We start from the raw sequence: 18,863 nt of genomic DNA, 5'->3' as shown, positions 1-18,863 counted from the left end.
GCCACGCACGGGTGGGTGTCTCAGTACTCGCTATATTTGCGCGCATCGCCGCGCACCTGCTGCGCCGGGTACTTTTGCGCATTGAGTTCCATCTTTTCCAGCACGGCCCCATGCAGGTCGACGCCGCTCTTGTCGGCCAGGCGTACCAGGTACATCAGCACGTCGGCCAGTTCGTGACGGATCCCCGTGCGCTTGGCATCGTCCAGCTCGGCGTCCGCGCCCGTGGGCAGCCACTGATAGTGTTCCACCAGTTCCGCCACTTCCACGGACAGGGCCATGGCCAGGTTCTTTGGCGTGTGGAACTGGTCCCAGTCGCGCTCGTCGGCAAAGGCGCGCAGGCGCGCGCGGATGTCCGTCAGGCTGTCGGCGGGCGCGCTCATGCCGCCACCTGCAGCGGTTTTTCCATGAAGACACTGAATGGGTCGTCGGGATAGTCGCCGTACGGCCCGCGCCGCTGGTAGCCGTGGCGCGCGTACAGGGCGATGGCTGCGGGCTGGTGGATGCCCGTCTCCAGCGTCAGCAAGCGGCAGCCGCGCGCCAGCGCCTGCTCTTCCAGCAGGGCCAGCAAGCGTCTGGCCAGGCCCAGGCCACGGCTGTCCGGGTGCACGTACATGCGCTTGAGCTCGCCGAAATCGGGCGTGACGACGATGGCGCCGCAGGCGCGCGCCGTGCCGGCCGCATCGCGGGCGACGGCAAATAGCAGGGTGTCCGGCGGCAACGATGCCAGGTCGAGCGCATACACGCACTCGGCCGGATACAGCGTCTGTTGATAGGCATCAAGCTCGGCGATCAGGGTTTGCACGTCGGCTTGCTGCGGCGATTCCAGGTGAATTTGCATGGGGGAACGCACGTTGACTGAGATTGCCCCCATGGTATCACTGCGGCCGCGCCAGGCGCATGGTCAGGCCGATGGGCGACATCACAAAACCCATCAGTTCCTGCGCCTCGCCGCCGTCCGGCGTGTCGACGCCGGCGATGTCGAAGCTGCCCAGCAGCATGGCCATGGCGATCTTGATTTCCAGCAAGGCCAGGTAGCGGCCGGGGCACGTGCGCACGCCGGCGCCGAAGGGCATGGCGGCGCGCTTGTTGTTCGCCTCGCCGCCTTCGGCCAGCCAGCGCTCGGGCTGGAAGGCTTGCGGGTCGGGAAAGTGCGCATCGGACACCGTGTCGTGGCGCATCACGCACCACACGAGGGTGCCGGCCGGCACGGCGATGTCGCCGATGACCGTGTCGCGCAGCGCCTCGACGGGCAGGAAGGGCGCCACCGGCTTCAAGCGCATGGCTTCGCTGGCGCAGGCGCCCAGGTAGTCGAGGCACTCCATCTGCTCGATCGTGAAATGGGCCACGTCGGGCGCCAGGCGCCGCACTTCCTCGCGTGCCCGCGCCAGGGTGTGCGGATGGCATTGCAGCAAGTAAATCATCCAGGACACCGTGTTGGCCGTCGTGTCTTCACCGGCCAGCAGCATGGTCAGCACATTGCCGGCCACGTTGCGGTCGGTCACGCCGCTGCCTTCCAGGTCGGCGGCGGCGATCATGGCTTCGAGCAAGTTGGGCGGACGTTCGCGGCGCGCCGGGTCGCGCGCCATGCGCGTGCGCGCCTGCTGCACCAGGTCGGCCACGGCGGCGGAAAGGGCTGCCACGTCGCGATCCAGCCGGCGGTCGACGGGCAGCTTGACATAGCGCCAGTACGGGAACATGGACAGGCTGCGCCGCGCCACGGCGGGCAGGATGTCATCCATGTGGCGCTGGATTACGTCTTCACCCGATTCAAGCGTGTTGACTTCCGTGCCGAAGGCCAGGCCGGCGATGATGTCGACCGTGTAGCGTTTCAGGTCGCCGTCCAGATCGATCGCCTGGCCTTGCGTGGCGGCAAGATGCCAGCGCCGCTGCAGGCGCTGCGCCACCGTCACCAGCGCGGGGAAATAAGCCTTGATGGCGCCGGGCGCCATGCCGGCCATGACCATGCGGCGCTGATTGCGCCATTCCGTGCCCTCGGCCAGGAACAGGCCGGGGATGCCACCCATTTCCTCGGAGACGATGGAGCTGCTCAGGGGGCGGCGGAAACCGTCGGGCCGGTCGCGCAGCACGGCGGCCACGGCCTCGCTGTCGGCCACCACCAGCACCAGGGTGCGGCCAAACCAGGCGCGCATGTAGGGGCCGTAGCGCTGCACCCACTGTTCCACGTCGCGGTGGATGCGCGTGAGCTTGATCTGCAGGCTGTTGCCGACGATGGGCAGGGCGAATGGCCCCGGCAAGCGGCGGATCTGGCGCAGCGGCCGTGCAACAGGTGGGATAGCGGCGGGCGCGGCGGCGTGGTCGAGCGGGGGCATGGCGTACTCCTGGTGGATGGCGACAATGACATCACTGTAGCGCGCTTGCGCGCCCGCGTCTTGAACGAATACGACATCGCGCGCAGCCAGAAATTGCCGGTACAATCGGCACCATGCCTGCCGCCCCGACGCCCCTGACCCGCCTGATCGCGCCGCGCACCGCGCTCGCTTCCTGTGTGCGCGCCTTCCTCGTGCGCGACACCACGCGTTGCGTGCCGTTGCCGCCGGCGCAGCGCCTGAACCGTTTTCCCGCTGCGCCCATGTGCAGCATCATCTGGACCGTCGCCGGCGACGTGGAAGCGGCCGCACCGGGCCTGTCGCTGCCGGACGTGCGCATGCCGCCCGCGCTGTTCGGCGGGCCCCGTTCGTATCCGCTGGTCAGCTACAACCCCGGTCCCGTGCATTCGTTTATCGTGATGTTTTATCCAGCCGCCCTGCATGCGTTGACGGGCGTGTCGATGGATGCCTTGCTGGACCAGTTTCGCCCGCTCGACGCGCTGTTCGATGCCGCCTGGCTGGCGCTGTCCGATGCCGTGCTGGCGGCACCCGACGACGCGGCCCGCGTCAGGCTGGTGGAGGATTTTCTCGCGCCGCGCTGGCAGGCGGCGCGCAAGAGCGGCGACCATCCTGCCGGCGCCGTGCAGGACTGGGTGCGCCGCCTTGGCGTGCAGGCGGCATCGACGGGCCTGGCCAGTGGCGCGCGCAATATCGAGCGCCGCATCAAGGCCTGGGCCGGCCAGCCCATGCGCACCCTGCGCCGCATGCGCCGCGCGGAACAGTCGTTTCTCGACGCGCGCGAGGCCATGCTGCAAGGCAATGCCTCATGGAGCGATATCGCTGCCGAGGGCGGTTACGCCGACCAGGCCCACCTGTGCCGCGAGGTGCGCGCCATCACGGGCTTGAGCCCCACGGAGCTGGCGCGCGCCAGCCGCGAGGATGAAAGTTACTGGGTCTACCGAATTTGGACGTAAGTCGGATTAGGTCCGAAGGACCGTCATCCGACAACGTCGTTGGCGAGGCCGGTGGTGGTGTCGGATTACGCGGCGTTGCCGCTAATCCGACCTACCGTTCGCTGTACACTTTTCCCTTGGATAGCGTGACTTCATGGTGGCCCGCGCCGGGGGCCAGCATGGGGAAGCAGTTTTCTGCGCCGTGCACGCGCACGTCGAGGAAGTAGGGGCCTTCGGATGTCAGGCAGGCGGCCAGCGCTGCGTCGAGTTCCTCGCGCCGGCTCACCGTGTGCGCTTGCCAGCCGAACGCCCGCGCCAGGGCGACGAAATCGGGCAGCGCTTCCGTGTAGCTGTGGCTGTAGCGCTCGCCGTGGTGCAGTTCCTGCCACTGGCGCACCATGCCCATGGCGCCATTGTTCGACAATACCACTTTGACGGGCAGGCGGTGCTGCACGGCCGTGGCCAGTTCCTGGATATTCATCAATATCGAGGCGTCGCCGCTGACGCACACCACGCATTTCTCGGGATGGGCGATCTGCGCGCCGATGGCGGCTGGCAGTCCATAGCCCATGGTGCCGGCGCCGCCCGAGGTCAGCCAGCGGCGCGGCTGCTCGAAGCGCACATGCTGCGCCGCCCACATCTGGTGCTGGCCCACGTCGGTGGACACGATGGCGTCCTGTCCGTCCAAGGCTGCCTGCAGCCGCTGCATCAGCGCCTGCGGCGCGATCACCTCCGGCGTGTCGTCGAATGCCAGGCAGTCCTGCGCGCGCCAGCCATCGATGCGCTGCCACCACGGCTGGCGGTCCGCCAGCAAGCGTCCGCGCAGCTGCGCCAGCAGGGCGGCGAGCACGGGCGCGCAATCACCGCGCAAAGCCACGTCGGCGCGCACCACCTTGCCGATGGAGGCCGGGTCGATATCGATGTGGATGATCTTTGCGCCAGGACAAAAGGCATCCAGCCGGCCCGTGACCCGGTCGTCGAAGCGGGCGCCGACGCAGACGATCAGGTCCGCGTGGTGCATGGCCAGGTTCGCTTCCAGGGTGCCGTGCATGCCCAGCATGCCGAGGAAGGCCGGATGCGAGGCGGGAAAGGCGCCCAGGCCCAGCAGGGTCAAGGTACACGGCGCGGCTGCCAGCTTCACCAATTGCTGAAAGGTCGCGCAGGCATCCAGGCCGGAATTGATGAGTCCGCCGCCGCCATAGAATACGGGCTGGCGCGCGCTGGCGATCAGGCTGGCGGCCCGTTCCAGGTCAGGGCTGTCGGGCAGGGGCGCGGCCGCTGCTGCTGCTGCTGCTGCTGCTGCGGGCAGCAGCGGCGTGCTTGCCGCGACCTGCGCCAGCTGCATATCCTTGGGAAAATCGATCAGCACGGGGCCGGGCCGGCCTTGCGTGGCCTGCGCGTAAGCTTCCTGCACCACGGCCGCCGTCTCGTCGGCCGTGCGGATTTGCCGGTTCCACTTGGTGACGGGGCGCGAGATGCCCAGCGCATCGCATTCCTGGAAGGCGTTCGTGCCGATGCTGGTGCTGGCCACCTGGCCGCTGATGCAGATGAGGGGAATCGAATCGCACAGGGCGTCGAGCAAGCCCGTGGTGGTGTTGCTCATGCCGGGGCCGGACGTGACGAAGACGACGCCGGGCCGGCCCGTGCTGCGCGCGTAACCCTCGGCCGCGTGCACGGCTGCCTGTTCGTGGCGCACCAGCACGTGGCGCAAGCGGGGCTGGGCGTGCAGCGCGTCGTACAGGGGCAGCACGGCGCCGCCCGGGTAGCCGAAGACGGTGTCGACGCCCAGGGCCAGCAGGGCGTCGATAAGGGTGCTGGCACCGTTGCGCGGCGCAAGATCGTGGGCGGGAGCGAGGAGGGGAGCGGGATCGGGTTTCATGGCTCTATTTTCTGCTTGCCCTGGCAGAAAAGGCTGCTGGTTTTCTCGTATAGAATGCGATATTCAGTAAAATTTGCTGTGAAATAAGGATATGACAGAATGAAGCTGGATAAATTCGACCTCGCCATCCTGACGGCCTTGCAGCAGGATGCCCGCATCAGCCTGCACGAGCTGAGCGCCAAGGTGGGCCTGACCTCGTCGCCGTGCTGGGCGCGCATCAAGCGCATGGAAGACGATGGCGTCATCGAAGGCTACACGGTGAATGTCAACGCGGCCAAGGTGGGGCTGGCCGACACCGTCATCGTGCAAGTCACCCTGGACGACCATTCCGACCAGGCCCTGTTCGAATTCGGCCACGCGCTGGCCATGATCCCGGAAGTGCTGGAAGCGTTTCTCGTCTCCGGCGACTACGATTACTACCTGCGCATCGCCGTCAGCGACACGCGCGACTACGAGCGCCTGCTGCGCGAGCGCCTGTATAAGATTCCCGGCATCCGCCACAGCAAATCGAGCTTTGTCTTGCGCCAGCTCAAACAGAGTTACTTGCCGCTGCAGCGCTGACTTTGCTACCCCTTCCCCGCACGGCGGGAGTTTTTCCCTAGTTCATCCCAGGTGGCTGTCCGATACTGGCCAGTAATAAAAACCACTATAAATCGGGGATACGCATGAGACTGACTCTATTCGCCGCCGCTGCCATGGCACTGTGCCAGGCGCAGGCTGCCGAGCCGGCTGTCGCCAGCCTGGCCGCGAACTTGGCCGCAGCGGGCGATTTGCCCACCGTCATCATCACGGGCAGCATGCCCTTGCCCAGCGTGGAGCAGCCGCGCGACACGTTCGCCGCGCCCGTGCAGACGGCCAGCGCGCAGCAGATCGCCCGCAGCGGCGCGCTCGATCTCTCCGCCTTTCTGCGCCGCAACCTGGGTAGCGTGGTCGTAAACGAGGTGCAGAACAACCCCTTCCAGCCCGACGTCAGCTACCGTGGCTACACGGCTTCGCCCCTGCTGGGCACGCCGCAAGGACTGTCCGTGTATCTCGATGGCATGCGGTTGAACCAGCCGTTTGGCGACGTCGTCAGCTGGGACCTGATCCCGCGCATGGCCATAGCCTCGCTGACCCTGATGCCCGGCTCGAATCCGCTGTTTGGCTTGAACACCCTGGGCGGCGCGCTGGCCCTGCAAACGAAGGATGGCAGGAGCAGTCCCGGCACCGCCATCGAGGCGCGCCTGGGTTCGCACCAGCGACGCGCCGTCGAAGTTGAGCATGGCGGCAGCAATGCGCAGGGCTGGCACTGGTATGTGACGGGCAACCGCTTCAAGGAGGATGGCTGGCGCGACGAGTCACCGTCCGACGTGCGTCAGGAGTTTGGCAAGCTGGGCTGGAGCGATGCGCGCACGGACATAGCCGCTAGCATGGCCCACGCGGACAACGCGCTGACGGGCAATGGCTTGCAGGAACAGCGCCTGCTGGCGCGCGATTACCGCAGCGTCTACACCAAGCCGGACTTGACGCAAAACAAGTCGACCCTGCTGAACCTGACGGCCAAGCACCAGGCCGGCGCGGCCTTGCTCTTGTCCGGCAATGTGTACTACCGCAAGATTGACACGCACACGTTTAACGGCGACCTGAACGACGAGTCGCTCGACCAGGCCGTCTACCAGCCCGGCGCGGCCGAGCGGGCGGCGTTGGCGGCGGCCGGCTACTCGGGCTTTCCCGCCAGCGGGGCAAATGCGTCGAATACGCCGTTTCCGAAGTGGCGCTGTATCGGCAACGTGCTGCTGAGCGATGAGCCGGCCGAAAAGTGCAACGGCATGATCAACCGCAGCCATACTGAGCAGGAAAACTATGGTTTTTCGGGCCAGTTCACCGTGCTGGCCGACGTGGCGGGCGCGCGCCATGCCGTCACGGCCGGCGCGGCCTTCGATGCCAGCCACGCCACCTTCCGCCAGACCAGCCAGTTCGGCTACCTGAACGCCGACCGCAGCATCACGCCCGTCGCATTCTTTGCCGACGGCACGCAGATCGACGACGATGGCACGCCGGTCGACAACCGGGTCGACTTGAGCGGGCGCATGCGCACCTGGAGCGTATATGCGAGCGACAGTATTGCGCTCAATCAAGCATTGACCTTGACCCTCTCCGGCCGCTACAACCGCAGCACGGTGCGCAACCGCGACGCCATCACGCCCGGTGGCGGCAGCGGTTCGCTCGACGGCGACCACCGTTTCAGCCGCTTCAATCCCGCCATCGGCCTGGCCTATGCCCCGGCTGCGGGCATGAGCGCCTATCTCGGCTACAACGAAGGCAGCCGCACGCCGACGGCCATCGAACTCGGCTGCGCCGACCCGGAAAACCCCTGCCGCCTGCCCAACGCCATGGCCGGCGACCCGCCCTTGAAACAGGTGGTGACGAAGACGTGGGAAACGGGCATGCGTGGCAAGTTCGCCAACGTGGCCAGCTGGAGCGCAGGCGTGTTCCGCGCGGAAAACCACGACGATATCCTGTTCGTGGCCGACAACCAGGCCGGTTTTGGTTATTTCAAGAATTTCGGCAAGACGCGCCACCAGGGCGTGGAGCTGGCGGCGGACGGCAAGGCGGGCGCGCTGGACTTCGGCGTCAACTACACGTGGCTGCAGGCGACGTATCAAAGCCGGGAAACCGTCAATGGCAGCGCCAACAGCAGCAGCGATGCGGACGCGCCCGGCCTGGAAGGCAATATCGTCATTACGCCGGGCAACCGTATTCCGCTGACGCCCAGCCATATCTTCAAGGCGCACCTGGACTATCAGGGCGGACGCGACTGGACGGTGGGCCTGGCCATGACGGCCGTGTCGAGCGCGTATGCGCGCGGCAATGAAAACAACCAGCACCAGGCGGGCGGGGCGTCGTACCTGGGCGCGGGCAAGAGCGGCGGCTACGCGGTCTTTGAACTGAATGGCAAAGTCCAGCTGACGCCGCAGCTGAGCGTATTTGCCCAGGTGAATAATCTGTTCGACCGCAAATATGCGACGGCGGCCCAGCTGGGCGCGACGGGTTTTGATGCCAACGGCAATTTCATTGCCCGGCCGCTGCCCGCCGTGAACGGCGCGTATCCGATGGTCAATGCGACGTTTTATGCGGCCGGCGCGCCGCGCAGCGTGAATGCGGGCTTGCGCTATGTATTTAATTAGGTTTTCTTGACACTCAAGATGCTTGACAAAACCGTCGCGAGCGGATGGGATTTGTGGCTAAGAAGCGCAACCGTACTCTAGTACGGTGAGCATCGCAGGCCGCAAAGCGCGCCGCGCAGTAGGTTTGGTCAGGCATTCGGCTGAACGTGTTCGATGACGCCATTGCGCAAGGCCAGGTGCACCAAAGCGGCGGGGCCGGGCACGTCGAGCTTTTCCTTGATGCAGGTCTGGTGGTTGGCCACTGTCTTGCTGCTCACGTGCAGCAGGCGTGCGCAGTCGGCGGCGCTGCGGCCCTCCGCCAGCAGGCGGAAGATTTCGAATTCGCGCTGGCTCAGGCTGCTCAAGCGCTGCGCTTCCATGCGGGCCGTGCCTTGCAGCACGCCCGGTGCGCTGTGCGGGTCCAGGTAGCGCCGGCCCGCGTGGGCGGCGCGCACGGCATCGACCAGGTGTTCCGGGTCGGCTTGCTTGCTGATGAAGCCACAGGCGCCGCCGTCGAGGGCGCGCGCGATCAGCTGCGGCGTGTCGTGCATGCTGAAGACCAACACGCGGGCGCTGGCGTCGCGGGCGAGCAGCTTGCGCAGCAATTCCAGGCCACCGATGCCGGGCATGGACAAATCCGTCACGCAGACGTCGGGCGCGTGTTGCAGATGCAAGGCATACGCCGTCTCGCCATTGCCCGCCTCGGCCACGACGGCGATGTCGCCGCCCTGTTCCAGCAGGCGGCGGTAGCCCGTGCGCACCACCGGGTGGTCATCCACCAGCATCACGCGGATCGGCTGCATATTGCCACTCATTACGCTCATGGCGTTCATGGCGCGCACCGTGCCGCCAGGGCCACTTCGATGCGCAAGCCCTTGCCCAGCGCGCTGATCCAGCGGATATGGCCGCGCAAGCCGGCCACGCGCTCGCGCATGCCCAGCATGCCGAAACCATCTGCTGGCGTTTTGTCCGGGCGCAAACCCTGGCCATTGTCTTCGATGGCCAGGTGCAGCAAGCCGTGCGCATCGGCGCGCAATTCCACCGTGGCCCGGTTGGCGCCCGCGTGGCGCGCCACGTTCGTCAAGCTTTCCTGCACCAGGCGATAGATGGCGGTGGCGGTGCTGTCGTCGAGGTCGGCGGGAATGGCGTGCGGCGCGAAATGGCAAACGATGCCGTGCTGCTGGGCCCAACTGTCGCATAGCGCCTGCAGGGCCGCTTCCAGGCCCAGGCTGTCGAGCACGGGCGGACGCAGCCGGCGCAGCATGCTGCGCACCATCGCGTGCAGCGCTTCCGACGAGCGGGCGATGCTGGCGGCGCACGCCTGCACGTTCGCCTGGTCGCCATCGCGCGCGCGCAGGATATAGCTGGCGGCGGCGCGGATGGCCGTGCAGTCTTGCCCCACTTCATCGTGCAGCTCGCGCGCCAGCGCGCAGCGCTCCTCTTCCTGGGCGCGCAGCAGGCGCTGCGTGAGGGCGCGGTTTTGCGCCAGCAGCAGCGCCACCTGGCGTCCGCGCCGCACGGCATAGCCGGCCAGCGCCAGTACCAGCAGCAGCAGGCTCAGGGCCAGTTCATCGAGTTGCCAGTGTTCCTGGCGCCAGAGCGCGTGCGTCAGCCGTTCCGCCATATCCAGCCTGGCGGCCAGCAGGAAAAAAGCCAGCGCCAGCGCGCAGCACAGCAGGATGGTCCGGCGCGGCCGGGTGTGCGCGCTTGCCTGGGCGCCAGGTTGATGGTGTTGCATGATGCTGCTCCCTGAGCACGGTCGATGTCCTTGTTGTGCAAGCTTCATGCCATAGGCGCAGGGGGCACAGGGCGCGTCATGCGGGGCGGTGTGGGTGGATAACTGTTCCAGGATGGAACAGGTGTACCGCGATGTGACGGGCGATGACAAGGCGGCAGGCGCGGTTTTCGAGCTTATCTGAAGTCGGACCGGCGTGCTGGCGCACACGTCTGTAGTGTGATGCATTGTTGTCCAAATGTAACGTTGAGATTCCTCAAAGTTTCATAGATAAAACAAAACAAAGTTTCGTGGAGTTAGATAAAAAATAAATAAATGATATTAAAAATATGATATTTGTTTTATGCGATTTGCTATATTTGTTGACACTTTTGTGAAAAAGCTGAAAGCGGGCGTCAGACCTGCCGACCTATCTATCCACAACAATCAAGGGAATAGAATGAATCGTTCATCACATGCGCGGGTATCGCCCGCCACCGCCACTCCATCCGCTACCCGCGGTCGCACCACCATCCTGGCCACGCTGGCCACCTTGTCCGTGCTGGCCTCGGCCCCGGCCCTGGCCGGTGTCCTGAGCTTCGACAACTTGCGCCCCGATGTGTATGAAAGCGGCCAGACACTCAATACGTCGAGCTATAACCTGCTGTTCCTGGCCGACCCGACCACGGCTGCCGGCGGCGGCGTCAGCGGCGTTGGCGCCATCCTCGATGGCCGCGTGGGTTCCTCGTGCGATATCGCTGCCTGCCCGCAGGGCGCCAGCGGCAATTATCTGGCCATCCTCAATGATGGCGGCGTGAATTTCGCGCGTGCCGACCGCCAGGCGTTCAGCCTGGCCGGTTTCGACTATTCCTTCATCGCCCCCGTCTCCGGCTTGCCCAACATGCAGTGGGGCGAACTGCAGCTGAGCGGCACCCTCAGCAACGGCCAGGTGGTCAGCACCTCGCTGGCGTTTCCCGGCCAGGGCAGCGATGGCAATTACCATTTCCAGAGCGCTTCCCTGCTGGGCGGCTTCAGCAACTATGCGTTTACGGGCCTGACCTTCAACGCCTGCATTTTCAATGACACTGGCGCCTGCAGCAATTCCCTCGATTTCCCCGCCTTTAACCAGGGCCAGTTTGCGCTCGACAATATCAACATCAGCGCCGTGCCGGAACCGTCGACCTATATGCTGATGCTGGCCGGCCTGGGCGCCATCGGCATGCTGTCGCGCCGCCGCAGCGGCAAGTTCGCAGCTTCCACCGTGCAAGGAGCGTGAGATGAAATTACGTCCCGTTTCACTCGCTATCCTCCTGCTGGCCGCCAGCCTGGCGCAAGCGGCACAGGCGCAGGAACGCCGCTCTTACATCGTGCAGCTGGTCGACAAGCCGGCCGCCACCTACACGGGCCAGGTCGACGGTCTGGCGGCCACCAAGCCGGCCCCGGGCGCGCGCATCAACGTGGGCGCCGCCGATGTGCAGGCTTACCTGAGCTACCTCGACACCAAGCAGGCCGCCGTGGCCGGCACCGTCAGCGCGGCGGAAATCACGCACCAGTACAGCGTCGTCTTTAACGGCTTTTCCGCCTTGCTGACGGACGATGAAGTGCGGGCCCTGAAGAAAAACAGCGGCGTGGCCAGCATCAGCGCCGATTCCATCCTGCAGCTCGACACCAGCTACACGCCCAGCTTCCTGGGCCTGGACAAGCCGGGCGGCATCTGGGAGCAGCTGGGCGGCAAGGCGCACGCCGGTGAAGACATCATCATCGGCATCGTCGACAGCGGCATCTGGCCGGAGAATACGGCCTTTGCCGACCGCCTCGACGAGAACGGCGTGCCCAGCCACAGCGGCAACAACGTCGTGTACGGCGCGCCACCGGCCAGCTGGCAAGGCGCTTGCCAGACGGGTGAGGGATTTTCCGCCGAGAATTGCAACAACAAGCTGATCGGTGCGCGCTACTACCGCGCCGCCACCTCGGCGCTGCACTGGACGGAATTCTTGTCGCCGCGCGATTCCGTCGCCGGCCTGACGGGACACGGCGGCCATGGCACGCATACGGCCTCCACGGCCGGCGGCAACAATGGCGCCATCGCCACCTCGAACGGCGTATCGCTGGGCAAGGCCTCGGGCATGGCGCCACGCGCCCGCATCGCCGCTTATAAAGTGTGCTGGACGGCTGCCTCGACGGGCCGTAACGGTTGCGCCACGGCCGACAGCGTGGCCGCCATCGACCAGGCGGTCAAGGATGGCGTGAACGTCATCAACTTCTCCATCGGCCCGAACGCGGGCGGCGGCGCCTTCGACGAGCCGACGGAAGTCGCCTTCCTCGGCGCGGCGGCGGCGGGCGTGTTTGTCGCCACGTCGGGCGGCAATTCCGGCCCGGCCACGCCCGCACCCGACGTGCCGGCGCCCGTGTCGCACATCAGCCCGTGGCTGGCAACGGTAGCCAATTCCACCCACAACCGCTTGTACGCGGGCAATGTCATCCTCAGCAACGGCAGCAAGCTGGAAGGCGCATCGAGCAATGCGAAGACGCCGGCGCTGCCGCTGATCCGCTCGCGCGACGCGGGCCTGGCCGGCGTGCTGCCGACGGACGTCAATTTGCTGCGCTGCTTCGGCGCTGCCGATGTCACCTCGGCTTATCTGGATCCGGCGAAAGTGGCGGGCAAGGTACTCGTGTGCGACCGTGGCGGCAACGTGCTGGTCAACAAGAGCGCGAATGCGAAGACGGCCGGCGCGGCGGGCGTGGTCATCGCCAACGTGGCAGGCGGCGCCAACACCGTCATCAACCAGGCGCACGCGCTGTCGACCGTGCACCTGGCGCAGGCGCAGGGCGACGCGCTGAAGGCTTTCATGGCGTCCAATCCGGACGGCACGGCCGCATTGGGCGAAATCCATACCATCGCCGACACCACGGTGCAGGCGCCGATTGTCAGCGACCGTTCCTCGCGCGGGCCGAACGTGGCCAACGCGAACATCCTGAAACCGGACCTGTCGGCGCCCGGCACCAACGTGCTGGCCGGCGTGACGGCCGACCTGACGCAGGCGCAGCGCGATGCCGTGGCGGCAGGCGGCGTGGCGCCAGCGGCCGAGTGGGATTTCTATTCCGGCACCTCGATGGCCAGCCCGCACGTGGCCGGCGTGGCGGCACTGCTCAAGCAGCAGCACCCGGACTGGTCGCCCGCGGCCATCAAGTCGGCATTGATGACGACGGCCTTCAGCACCTATTCGGATGGCTTGAACGGTTCCGTATCGTGGGATGCCACGGCGAAGAACTCGGGCCAGCTGCCATGGGGCCAGGGCGCCGGCCATATCGCGCCGAACAGCGCGGCCGATCCCGGCCTCGTGTACGACATGTCGGAAATCGACTATGCGCGCTTCCTGTGCGGCCTGAACCTGAAGGTCTACAGCGCCGCCACCTGCCAGGCCATCGGCACCATCCCGGCCTATAACCTGAACCTGGCGTCGCTGACGGCGGCCAATGTGCTGGGCACGCAAACGCTGACGCGCACGGTAACCAACGTGGGCGCCAGCAGCGCCGTCTACAACGTCTCGGCCAGCCTGCCCGGCTATACGGTGGCGGTGATGCCAACGAGCCTGAGTCTGGCACCGGGCGCCAAGGGCCAGTACCAGGTCAAGCTGACGCGCACCACGGCGCCGGCCAATACCTGGACCTACGGCGCCCTGAGCTGGACGGATGGCACGCATACGGTGCGCAGCCCGCTGACGGCGCGCGGCACCTCGCTGGCCGCCATTCCGCTGGTCAGCAGCGAAGCGGCCACGGGCAGCAAGGTGCTGACCCTGGGCACGGGCTTCACGGGCGCGCTGGTAGGCGTCAAGTCGGGTCTCGTGGAAGCCGTGCGCCAGGCGCGCACGATTGGTCAGGCAGCGACGGGCGCTGCCGCATCGGCTGCCTGCAAGGCCGGTGGCGCGACGGGCGTGAACGTGCACAACGTGGTGATCCCGGCCGGCACCCTGGCGGCGCGCTTTGCCACCTACGATGCGGAAACGACGGGCGGCGCGAATACCGACATGGACATGGAGGTCTACAACGCCGCCAATGTGCTGGTCGGCAGCAGCGGCAATGAAAGTTCCAATGAGCAAGTGGAACTGCGTCTGCCTGCCGCTGGCACCTACAAGGTGTGCGTGATCGGTTATGCGCCGCAAAACGGCCAGGCCGACTACACCTTGTCGTCGTGGGTGCTGGCGCCGGGCTTGAACAATGGCAGCTTCAAGGCGCTCATGCCGGGCACGGCCTACACGGGTGGCACCGCGACTGTCTCGCTGAGCTGGTCCAACCTGGCCGAAGGCAAGCGTCACCTGGGTGCCGTCGGCTACCAGGTGGGCGGCGTGCTGCAGGGCGTGACGGTGGTCGAGGTCAATACCAATGATCCCGTGCCGCTGTTCCAGAACGCGCGCGGCGCCAGGCCGGTGCTGGCTGACTAAACCGTTCATTGTGTGAACGCAAGGCGTGCCTCCGGGCACGCCTTTTTTTTATTTATTCACCCCCGTTCGGGAGGAATAGCACTTGCATGGCGGTAACGCCCCCGGTATCTTGTCGCATAGCCATGGCTTTGTGCCCTGGCATTCTTGGGGAGTCGCGCGTGACCAGTTTCCGCACCAATACCGACCGCCTGCTGGAAGTGCGCCTGCAGGATGAAAAAGTGCTGGCGATTGCCGGCGCCATGGTCGCCTATACGGGCGCCATCAAATTTGAAAAGTCCCTGCTCGGTGGCGAGGGCATCTTCGGCGCGCTCAAGCGCAAGGTGACGAACGAAGGCATGCAAGTGATGCAGGCTTCAGGCAGCGGCACGGTGTTTTTCGCGCAGAATGCGGCCGAGATCACCGTCATGGCGCTGGCCGGCGAAAAGCTGACCATCGAAAGCAGCAGCCTGCTGGCCTACGATACGAGCCTGAAGACGGGCACCAGCTTTGCGGGCCTGCGCGGCGCCAGCTCGGGCCAGGGCCTGTTTTCCACTACCGTCGAAGGCAATGGCAACCTGGCCGTCATTTCGCGCGGCAACCTGATCATGCTGGAAGTGACGCCGGCGCATCCGCTGCGCGTGGACCCGGACGCCTTCGTCGGCTTCAAGGGCGATATCCGCCAGGAATTCGTTTTTGATGTCAACTGGCGCACCATGATCGGCCAGAGCTCGGGCGAATCGTACCAGCACAAATTCACAGGCCAGGGCGTGGTGTTCATCCAGCCCGCCGAACGTTAAGTCAGCGAGGATCCGCGATGCCTGTCTATCAGCAAATCAATGAAAAGATGCTTGAGGTCAAACTCGGCAATGAAGAAGTATTCGCGCGCAAGGGCGCCATGGTGTCGTACCAGGGCGACGTGGCGTTCAGCCGCTCCTTCCTGGCCGGCCAGGGCGTGCAAAGCCTGGCCATGCGCGCCGTCACGAACGAAGGCTACGCCATGATGTCGGCGCGTGGCACGGGCAGCGTGTTTTATGCGCAGGGCGGCCTGTTCGTCAGCATCGTCCCCGTGCGCGGCGAAACGTTCTATGTGGAAAGCGATTCCCTGCTGGCCTTCGATGCGCGCCTGACGGCTGGCACCATGTTCCTCGGCAACCAGGGCGGCGTGCAGGGCGTGGTGCGCGGCATGGCCTCGGGCCAGGGTCTGTTTACCACCACCTTGCAAGGCACGGGCGAAGTGGCAATTTTGTCTGACGGCAATGCCATCGGCTTGCCCGTCACGCCGGACGTGCCCGTGTTTGTCGATCCGCAAGCGTATATCGGCCACACGGGGCAGCTGAGCTCGACCATCGTCACGGACCTGAACTGGAAAACCTTTGTCGGCCAGGCCTCCGGCGAATCGTACCAGGTGAAGTTTACGGGCCAGGGCACGGTCTACATCCAAGCGAGCGAAAGGTAAGCCATGACGATTTACACTCCCGATACCTTGCCGAAGAACGATAACCTGAACCGTTTTTCGTATGTCATCGACGTCAAGGAACAGATCTTCGTTCGCAAGGGCAAGATGATCGCCTTCTATGGCGAGCTGCGCTTTGAAGCCATGGGTAGCAGCGTGCTCGACTTGATCGTGCGCAATGCCTTCAATGCGCCGAAATACATCCACCACTTTGTCGTGGCGCAAGGGCAAGGCCAATTGATCTTGGGCGACAACGGCAACGACCTGGCGTGCTACGACCTGGACAACGCCAACATGACCATCCGCGCGAAAAACCTGCTGGGTTTTACGAAGGACGTGATTTGCCAGGAATCGACCTTGCCCGGCTACCTGACGATGATAGGCACGGGCAAGGTCATCGCCTCGTCGAACGGCCCCGTGCATTTCCTGGAATTGCCATGCCGCGTCGACGAGCAGGCCGTGCTGGGCTGGGCCGATTGCCCCAGCCCTTCGTATCACTACGATTACGCCCACGTGCAGGGCTGGGCCTCGGCCGCCGGCGCGCTGACGGGTTTCAGTTTATCTGGCGAGGAAAAGCAGATCGACTTCACGGGCGCCGGCACGGTGCTGGTGCAGTCGTCCGAGCTCGATGTGACGGGCAGTTCCACCCTGATGCAGCTGCTGGCGCAATTGCCGCTGCTGGGCAAGGAAGACCTGGGTAGCTTGAGTCTGTCCGTGCAGCAGCAGATGAAGCAAGAGCGTTAAACTACTTTACGGCCGCGCCCAGCTGGGCGGCCGTTTCTCCAGGAAGGCGCTCACGCCTTCGTCCGCATCCTCTTCCATCATGTTACGCGCCATCACGTCGCCCGCATAAGCATAGGCATCGTCCAGCGGCAGCTGGCGCTGCCGGTAGAACATGGCTTTGCCGTAGCGGATGGCCGTCGGGCTTTTCGCCATGATCTGCTGCGCCAGGCGCGCCACGGCCTCGTCGAGCGCCGCGTCGGCCACCGTTTCGTTGATCAAGCCCCAGTCGGCGGCCGTGTCGGCATCGATGAAGCGGCCCGTCACCAGCATGTCGAAGGCCCGCTTGGGCGACACATTGCGCGACAGGGCCACGGAGGGCGTGGCGCAGAACAGGCCCACGTTGATGCCGGACACGGCAAAGCGCGCGGAGGCGCCCGCCACGGCCAGGTCGCAGCTGGCCACCAGCTGGCAACCGGCTGCCGTGGCGATGCCATGCACGCGGGCAATCACGGGCACGGGCAAGGCCTGGATGGCTTGCATCACGCGCGAGCATTGCGCGAACAGGGTTTGATAATACGCAAGCTGGCGCGTGGCTTGCATCTGGCGCAAATCGTGGCCCGCGCAAAAAGCCTTGCCTTCGGCGGCCAGCACCACGCAGCGCACCTGCGGTTCTTGCGCGATGGCATCGAAGGCCTCTTGCAGCGCCGCCAGCATGGCTACCGACAGGGCATTGAATTGCAGCGGACGGTTCAGGCGCAGGGTGACGAGGCCACCCTCATCCTCGCGCAGCACCAGCGGTGCTTCGGTATCTTGGGTCTCGGGTGTTGCGCTCATGCGGTCTCCAGTGGCCTGATGGCCTTGTTGTTTTAGGAAGTCTTATTTGGCGGCGTTCACGCTGCCGATGCCGGCGACCGACTTGTGCACGATCTTCGGCTTGCCGTAATACGTCAGTTCGCCCATGCCGCGCACCACGGCATTCAGTTCGCCCGAGGAATACACCTTGACGGAGCCGATGCCTTCGAAATTGACGTCGACATTTTTCGCCAGCAAGGCTTTCGTATCGACTTCGCCCACGCCTTGCGCCTTCAGGCGCAGCCAGTCGACCTGGCCATCGGCAGCCAGGCGGCCCGCGCCCTTGTAGCTGATGTCGACCCGTGGGCCATTGAGCTTGGTCAATATCTTCTCGCCCGCGCCTTCCGCGATCAGCTTGCGCAAGGTGGGCATGGTGATGATGATGCGCGGGTCGCCCTCCGTTTTCTTGATCTCTTTATCCTTCATGGAAATTTTCAGCTCGCCATCGACCACTTCCGTGATGACGCCGCTGAGGAATTTCTGGTCGCCGCGCAGCAGCAGGCTTTGCTCCTTGCCCGATTCCACCTCGATGCTGATGGGGCCGCGGATGTCGATGGCGTTGAAGGCGCCGACCGTGCGGCTTTGCTCGTCGGCATGCGCGAGGGTGGAGAGGCAGGCGAGAGACAGGGCTGACAACAGGAACAGAGGGCGCATGGCGGTTTCCTTGAGTAGTTGATCAGTGTATTCTATTGTGCAACATCTCCATAGGCGAGAAATTTGCGACGAACTGCACAAATCACGGCGCGGATGACCGCTGCCATCGGGCAGCCGCGCGCCCGGCAAGGCGCCGTTGGGCTATGCTATGGCATACCGCGTCCTGGAGACTGCATGAAAAATTACCACAAAGAAGATTATCCCGTCGCCGATATCCGGCGCTTCCTCGAACCGGGGCCGGTGGTGCTCGTCAGTTCAACGTGGGAAGGGGAAAGCGACGTCATGACCATGGCCTGGCACATGTTGATGGAGTTGTCGCCATCCTTGCTGGGCTGCTTTATTTCCGACGCGAACCACAGCTATGAAATGATCAAGCGCAGCATGGAATGCGTGATCAACCTGCCCACGGCCGACATGGTCGACCAGGTGGTGGCCATCGGCAATTGCAGCGGCGAAGACACGGACAAGTTCACGGCCTTCGGCCTGACGCCGCAGCGGGCCGAGCTGGTGGGCGCGCCCCTGATCGCCGAGTGCTACGCCAACTTCGAATGCAAGCTGGCCCAGGTGTCGGGCAATCCGAAAGGCGGCTTCTTCATCTTCGAATGCGTGAAAGCCCACGTGGCCACCTCGCCCAAGCTGCCCGAAACCCTGCACTACCGGGGGAATGGCGAGTTCATGGTGTCGGGCCGTACCATCAGCCGCAAGAGCTTGATGAAACCTGAAATGTCGTAGGTCGGATTA

Annotated in this window: 17 protein-coding genes; 9 read left to right on the top strand and 8 right to left on the bottom strand. The window is 65.1% G+C overall.

What is annotated here, in order from left to right; all coding sequences use genetic code 11:
* Positions 1–20: 20 nt before the first annotated feature.
* From ACQ4WS_RS11615 to ACQ4WS_RS11605, 3 genes are read right to left on the bottom strand one after another with little or no spacing between them, the layout of a single operon-like run.
* Complete coding sequence (locus tag ACQ4WS_RS11615) at positions 21–380, bottom strand: nucleotide pyrophosphohydrolase (RefSeq protein ID WP_436476362.1); 360 nt, start codon at positions 378–380, stop codon at positions 21–23.
* Positions 377–871 carry a GNAT family N-acetyltransferase gene (locus ACQ4WS_RS11610; RefSeq protein ID WP_436476360.1) on the bottom strand — a complete coding sequence of 165 codons (495 nt, stop codon included), beginning with the start codon at positions 869–871 and terminating at the stop codon, positions 377–379. Before ACQ4WS_RS11610 ends, ACQ4WS_RS11615 begins: the two co-directional genes overlap by 4 nt.
* Before the next feature lie 4 nt (positions 872–875).
* Positions 876–2,330 (bottom strand): cytochrome P450, encoded by a 1,455-nt coding sequence (locus ACQ4WS_RS11605; RefSeq protein WP_436476358.1) that lies wholly within the window; start codon positions 2,328–2,330, stop codon positions 876–878.
* Positions 2,331–2,443: 113 nt separating this feature from the next.
* Between ACQ4WS_RS11605 and ACQ4WS_RS11600 the strand changes: the two genes are divergently transcribed.
* Positions 2,444–3,301, top strand: a complete 858-nt coding sequence (locus ACQ4WS_RS11600) for a helix-turn-helix domain-containing protein (protein ID WP_436476356.1) — start codon at positions 2,444–2,446, stop codon at positions 3,299–3,301.
* A gap of 91 nt (positions 3,302–3,392) precedes the next feature.
* Here ACQ4WS_RS11600 and ilvB read toward each other — a convergent pair whose 3' ends face one another.
* On the bottom strand, positions 3,393–5,159 hold the full coding sequence (ilvB, locus tag ACQ4WS_RS11595) for a biosynthetic-type acetolactate synthase large subunit (protein WP_436476354.1): 1,767 nt from the start codon (positions 5,157–5,159) through the stop codon (positions 3,393–3,395).
* A 99-nt stretch (positions 5,160–5,258) separates the two neighbouring features.
* On the opposite strand from ilvB, the gene ACQ4WS_RS11590 reads away from it, so the two are divergent.
* Positions 5,259–5,720, top strand: coding sequence for an Lrp/AsnC family transcriptional regulator (locus tag ACQ4WS_RS11590; protein ID WP_034784295.1), 462 nt, complete (start codon positions 5,259–5,261; stop codon positions 5,718–5,720).
* A gap of 104 nt (positions 5,721–5,824) precedes the next feature.
* The gene (locus ACQ4WS_RS11585; RefSeq protein WP_436476351.1) at positions 5,825–8,326 is read left to right on the top strand and encodes a TonB-dependent receptor; all 2,502 of its coding nucleotides are present in this window, start codon (positions 5,825–5,827) and stop codon (positions 8,324–8,326) included.
* 128 nt (positions 8,327–8,454) lie between these two features.
* Here ACQ4WS_RS11585 and ACQ4WS_RS11580 read toward each other — a convergent pair whose 3' ends face one another.
* Positions 8,455–9,129: a response regulator gene (locus ACQ4WS_RS11580; RefSeq protein ID WP_436476349.1), complete on the bottom strand. Its 675-nt coding sequence runs from the start codon at positions 9,127–9,129 to the stop codon at positions 8,455–8,457.
* Between the two features lie 5 nt (positions 9,130–9,134).
* The gene (locus tag ACQ4WS_RS11575; RefSeq protein WP_436476347.1) at positions 9,135–10,043 is read right to left on the bottom strand and encodes a histidine kinase; all 909 of its coding nucleotides are present in this window, start codon (positions 10,041–10,043) and stop codon (positions 9,135–9,137) included.
* Between the two features lie 436 nt (positions 10,044–10,479).
* On the opposite strand from ACQ4WS_RS11575, the gene ACQ4WS_RS11570 reads away from it, so the two are divergent.
* From ACQ4WS_RS11570 to ACQ4WS_RS11550, 5 genes are all read left to right on the top strand, one after another.
* Positions 10,480–11,295 carry an NF038120 family PEP-CTERM protein gene (locus ACQ4WS_RS11570; RefSeq protein WP_436476345.1) on the top strand — a complete coding sequence of 272 codons (816 nt, stop codon included), beginning with the start codon at positions 10,480–10,482 and terminating at the stop codon, positions 11,293–11,295.
* Position 11,296: 1 nt separating this feature from the next.
* Positions 11,297–14,461, top strand: coding sequence for a S8 family serine peptidase (locus ACQ4WS_RS11565; protein WP_436476343.1), 3,165 nt, complete (start codon positions 11,297–11,299; stop codon positions 14,459–14,461).
* 158 nt (positions 14,462–14,619) lie between these two features.
* Positions 14,620–15,237 carry an AIM24 family protein gene (locus tag ACQ4WS_RS11560; protein ID WP_436476341.1) on the top strand — a complete coding sequence of 206 codons (618 nt, stop codon included), beginning with the start codon at positions 14,620–14,622 and terminating at the stop codon, positions 15,235–15,237.
* A gap of 17 nt (positions 15,238–15,254) precedes the next feature.
* Complete coding sequence (locus ACQ4WS_RS11555) at positions 15,255–15,896, top strand: AIM24 family protein (protein WP_353659006.1); 642 nt, start codon at positions 15,255–15,257, stop codon at positions 15,894–15,896.
* A 3-nt stretch (positions 15,897–15,899) separates the two neighbouring features.
* Positions 15,900–16,637, top strand: a complete 738-nt coding sequence (locus tag ACQ4WS_RS11550) for an AIM24 family protein (protein ID WP_436476339.1) — start codon at positions 15,900–15,902, stop codon at positions 16,635–16,637.
* A 6-nt stretch (positions 16,638–16,643) separates the two neighbouring features.
* Here the strand turns inward: ACQ4WS_RS11550 and ACQ4WS_RS11545 are convergent, their stop codons facing one another.
* Together ACQ4WS_RS11545 and ACQ4WS_RS11540 are read right to left on the bottom strand one after the other, a co-directional pair.
* Positions 16,644–17,450, bottom strand: coding sequence for an enoyl-CoA hydratase (locus ACQ4WS_RS11545; RefSeq protein ID WP_436476337.1), 807 nt, complete (start codon positions 17,448–17,450; stop codon positions 16,644–16,646).
* A 42-nt stretch (positions 17,451–17,492) separates the two neighbouring features.
* Positions 17,493–18,122, bottom strand: coding sequence for a head GIN domain-containing protein (locus ACQ4WS_RS11540; protein ID WP_436476335.1), 630 nt, complete (start codon positions 18,120–18,122; stop codon positions 17,493–17,495).
* A 174-nt stretch (positions 18,123–18,296) separates the two neighbouring features.
* On the opposite strand from ACQ4WS_RS11540, the gene ACQ4WS_RS11535 reads away from it, so the two are divergent.
* Positions 18,297–18,854, top strand: coding sequence for a flavin reductase family protein (locus ACQ4WS_RS11535; protein WP_436476333.1), 558 nt, complete (start codon positions 18,297–18,299; stop codon positions 18,852–18,854).
* Positions 18,855–18,863 lie beyond the last annotated feature (9 nt).

This window comes from Janthinobacterium leeuwenhoeki, from assembly GCF_051380795.1.
Classification (GTDB): Bacteria; Pseudomonadota; Gammaproteobacteria; order Burkholderiales; family Burkholderiaceae_D; genus Janthinobacterium.
The sequence above is the reverse complement of the archived record's forward strand: the minus strand, read 5'-3'. Positions and strand labels throughout refer to the sequence as shown.

What these genes read in the sequence shown, in the direction of transcription:
- ACQ4WS_RS11615 (WP_436476362.1), bottom strand. Translation starts at nt 380, where the DNA reads ATGAGCGCGCCCGCCGACAGCCTGACGGACATCCGCGCGCGCCTGCGC.
- ACQ4WS_RS11610 (WP_436476360.1), bottom strand. Translation starts at nt 871, where the DNA reads ATGGGGGCAATCTCAGTCAACGTGCGTTCCCCCATGCAAATTCACCTG.
- ACQ4WS_RS11605 (WP_436476358.1), bottom strand. Translation starts at nt 2,330, where the DNA reads ATGCCCCCGCTCGACCACGCCGCCGCGCCCGCCGCTATCCCACCTGTT.
- ACQ4WS_RS11600 (WP_436476356.1), top strand. Translation starts at nt 2,444, where the DNA reads ATGCCTGCCGCCCCGACGCCCCTGACCCGCCTGATCGCGCCGCGCACC.
- ilvB (WP_436476354.1), bottom strand. Translation starts at nt 5,159, where the DNA reads ATGAAACCCGATCCCGCTCCCCTCCTCGCTCCCGCCCACGATCTTGCG.
- ACQ4WS_RS11590 (WP_034784295.1), top strand. Translation starts at nt 5,259, where the DNA reads ATGAAGCTGGATAAATTCGACCTCGCCATCCTGACGGCCTTGCAGCAG.
- ACQ4WS_RS11585 (WP_436476351.1), top strand. Translation starts at nt 5,825, where the DNA reads ATGAGACTGACTCTATTCGCCGCCGCTGCCATGGCACTGTGCCAGGCG.
- ACQ4WS_RS11580 (WP_436476349.1), bottom strand. Translation starts at nt 9,129, where the DNA reads ATGAGCGTAATGAGTGGCAATATGCAGCCGATCCGCGTGATGCTGGTG.
- ACQ4WS_RS11575 (WP_436476347.1), bottom strand. Translation starts at nt 10,043, where the DNA reads ATGCAACACCATCAACCTGGCGCCCAGGCAAGCGCGCACACCCGGCCG.
- ACQ4WS_RS11570 (WP_436476345.1), top strand. Translation starts at nt 10,480, where the DNA reads ATGAATCGTTCATCACATGCGCGGGTATCGCCCGCCACCGCCACTCCA.
- ACQ4WS_RS11565 (WP_436476343.1), top strand. Translation starts at nt 11,297, where the DNA reads ATGAAATTACGTCCCGTTTCACTCGCTATCCTCCTGCTGGCCGCCAGC.
- ACQ4WS_RS11555 (WP_353659006.1), top strand. Translation starts at nt 15,255, where the DNA reads ATGCCTGTCTATCAGCAAATCAATGAAAAGATGCTTGAGGTCAAACTC.
- ACQ4WS_RS11550 (WP_436476339.1), top strand. Translation starts at nt 15,900, where the DNA reads ATGACGATTTACACTCCCGATACCTTGCCGAAGAACGATAACCTGAAC.
- ACQ4WS_RS11545 (WP_436476337.1), bottom strand. Translation starts at nt 17,450, where the DNA reads ATGAGCGCAACACCCGAGACCCAAGATACCGAAGCACCGCTGGTGCTG.
- ACQ4WS_RS11540 (WP_436476335.1), bottom strand. Translation starts at nt 18,122, where the DNA reads ATGCGCCCTCTGTTCCTGTTGTCAGCCCTGTCTCTCGCCTGCCTCTCC.
- ACQ4WS_RS11535 (WP_436476333.1), top strand. Translation starts at nt 18,297, where the DNA reads ATGAAAAATTACCACAAAGAAGATTATCCCGTCGCCGATATCCGGCGC.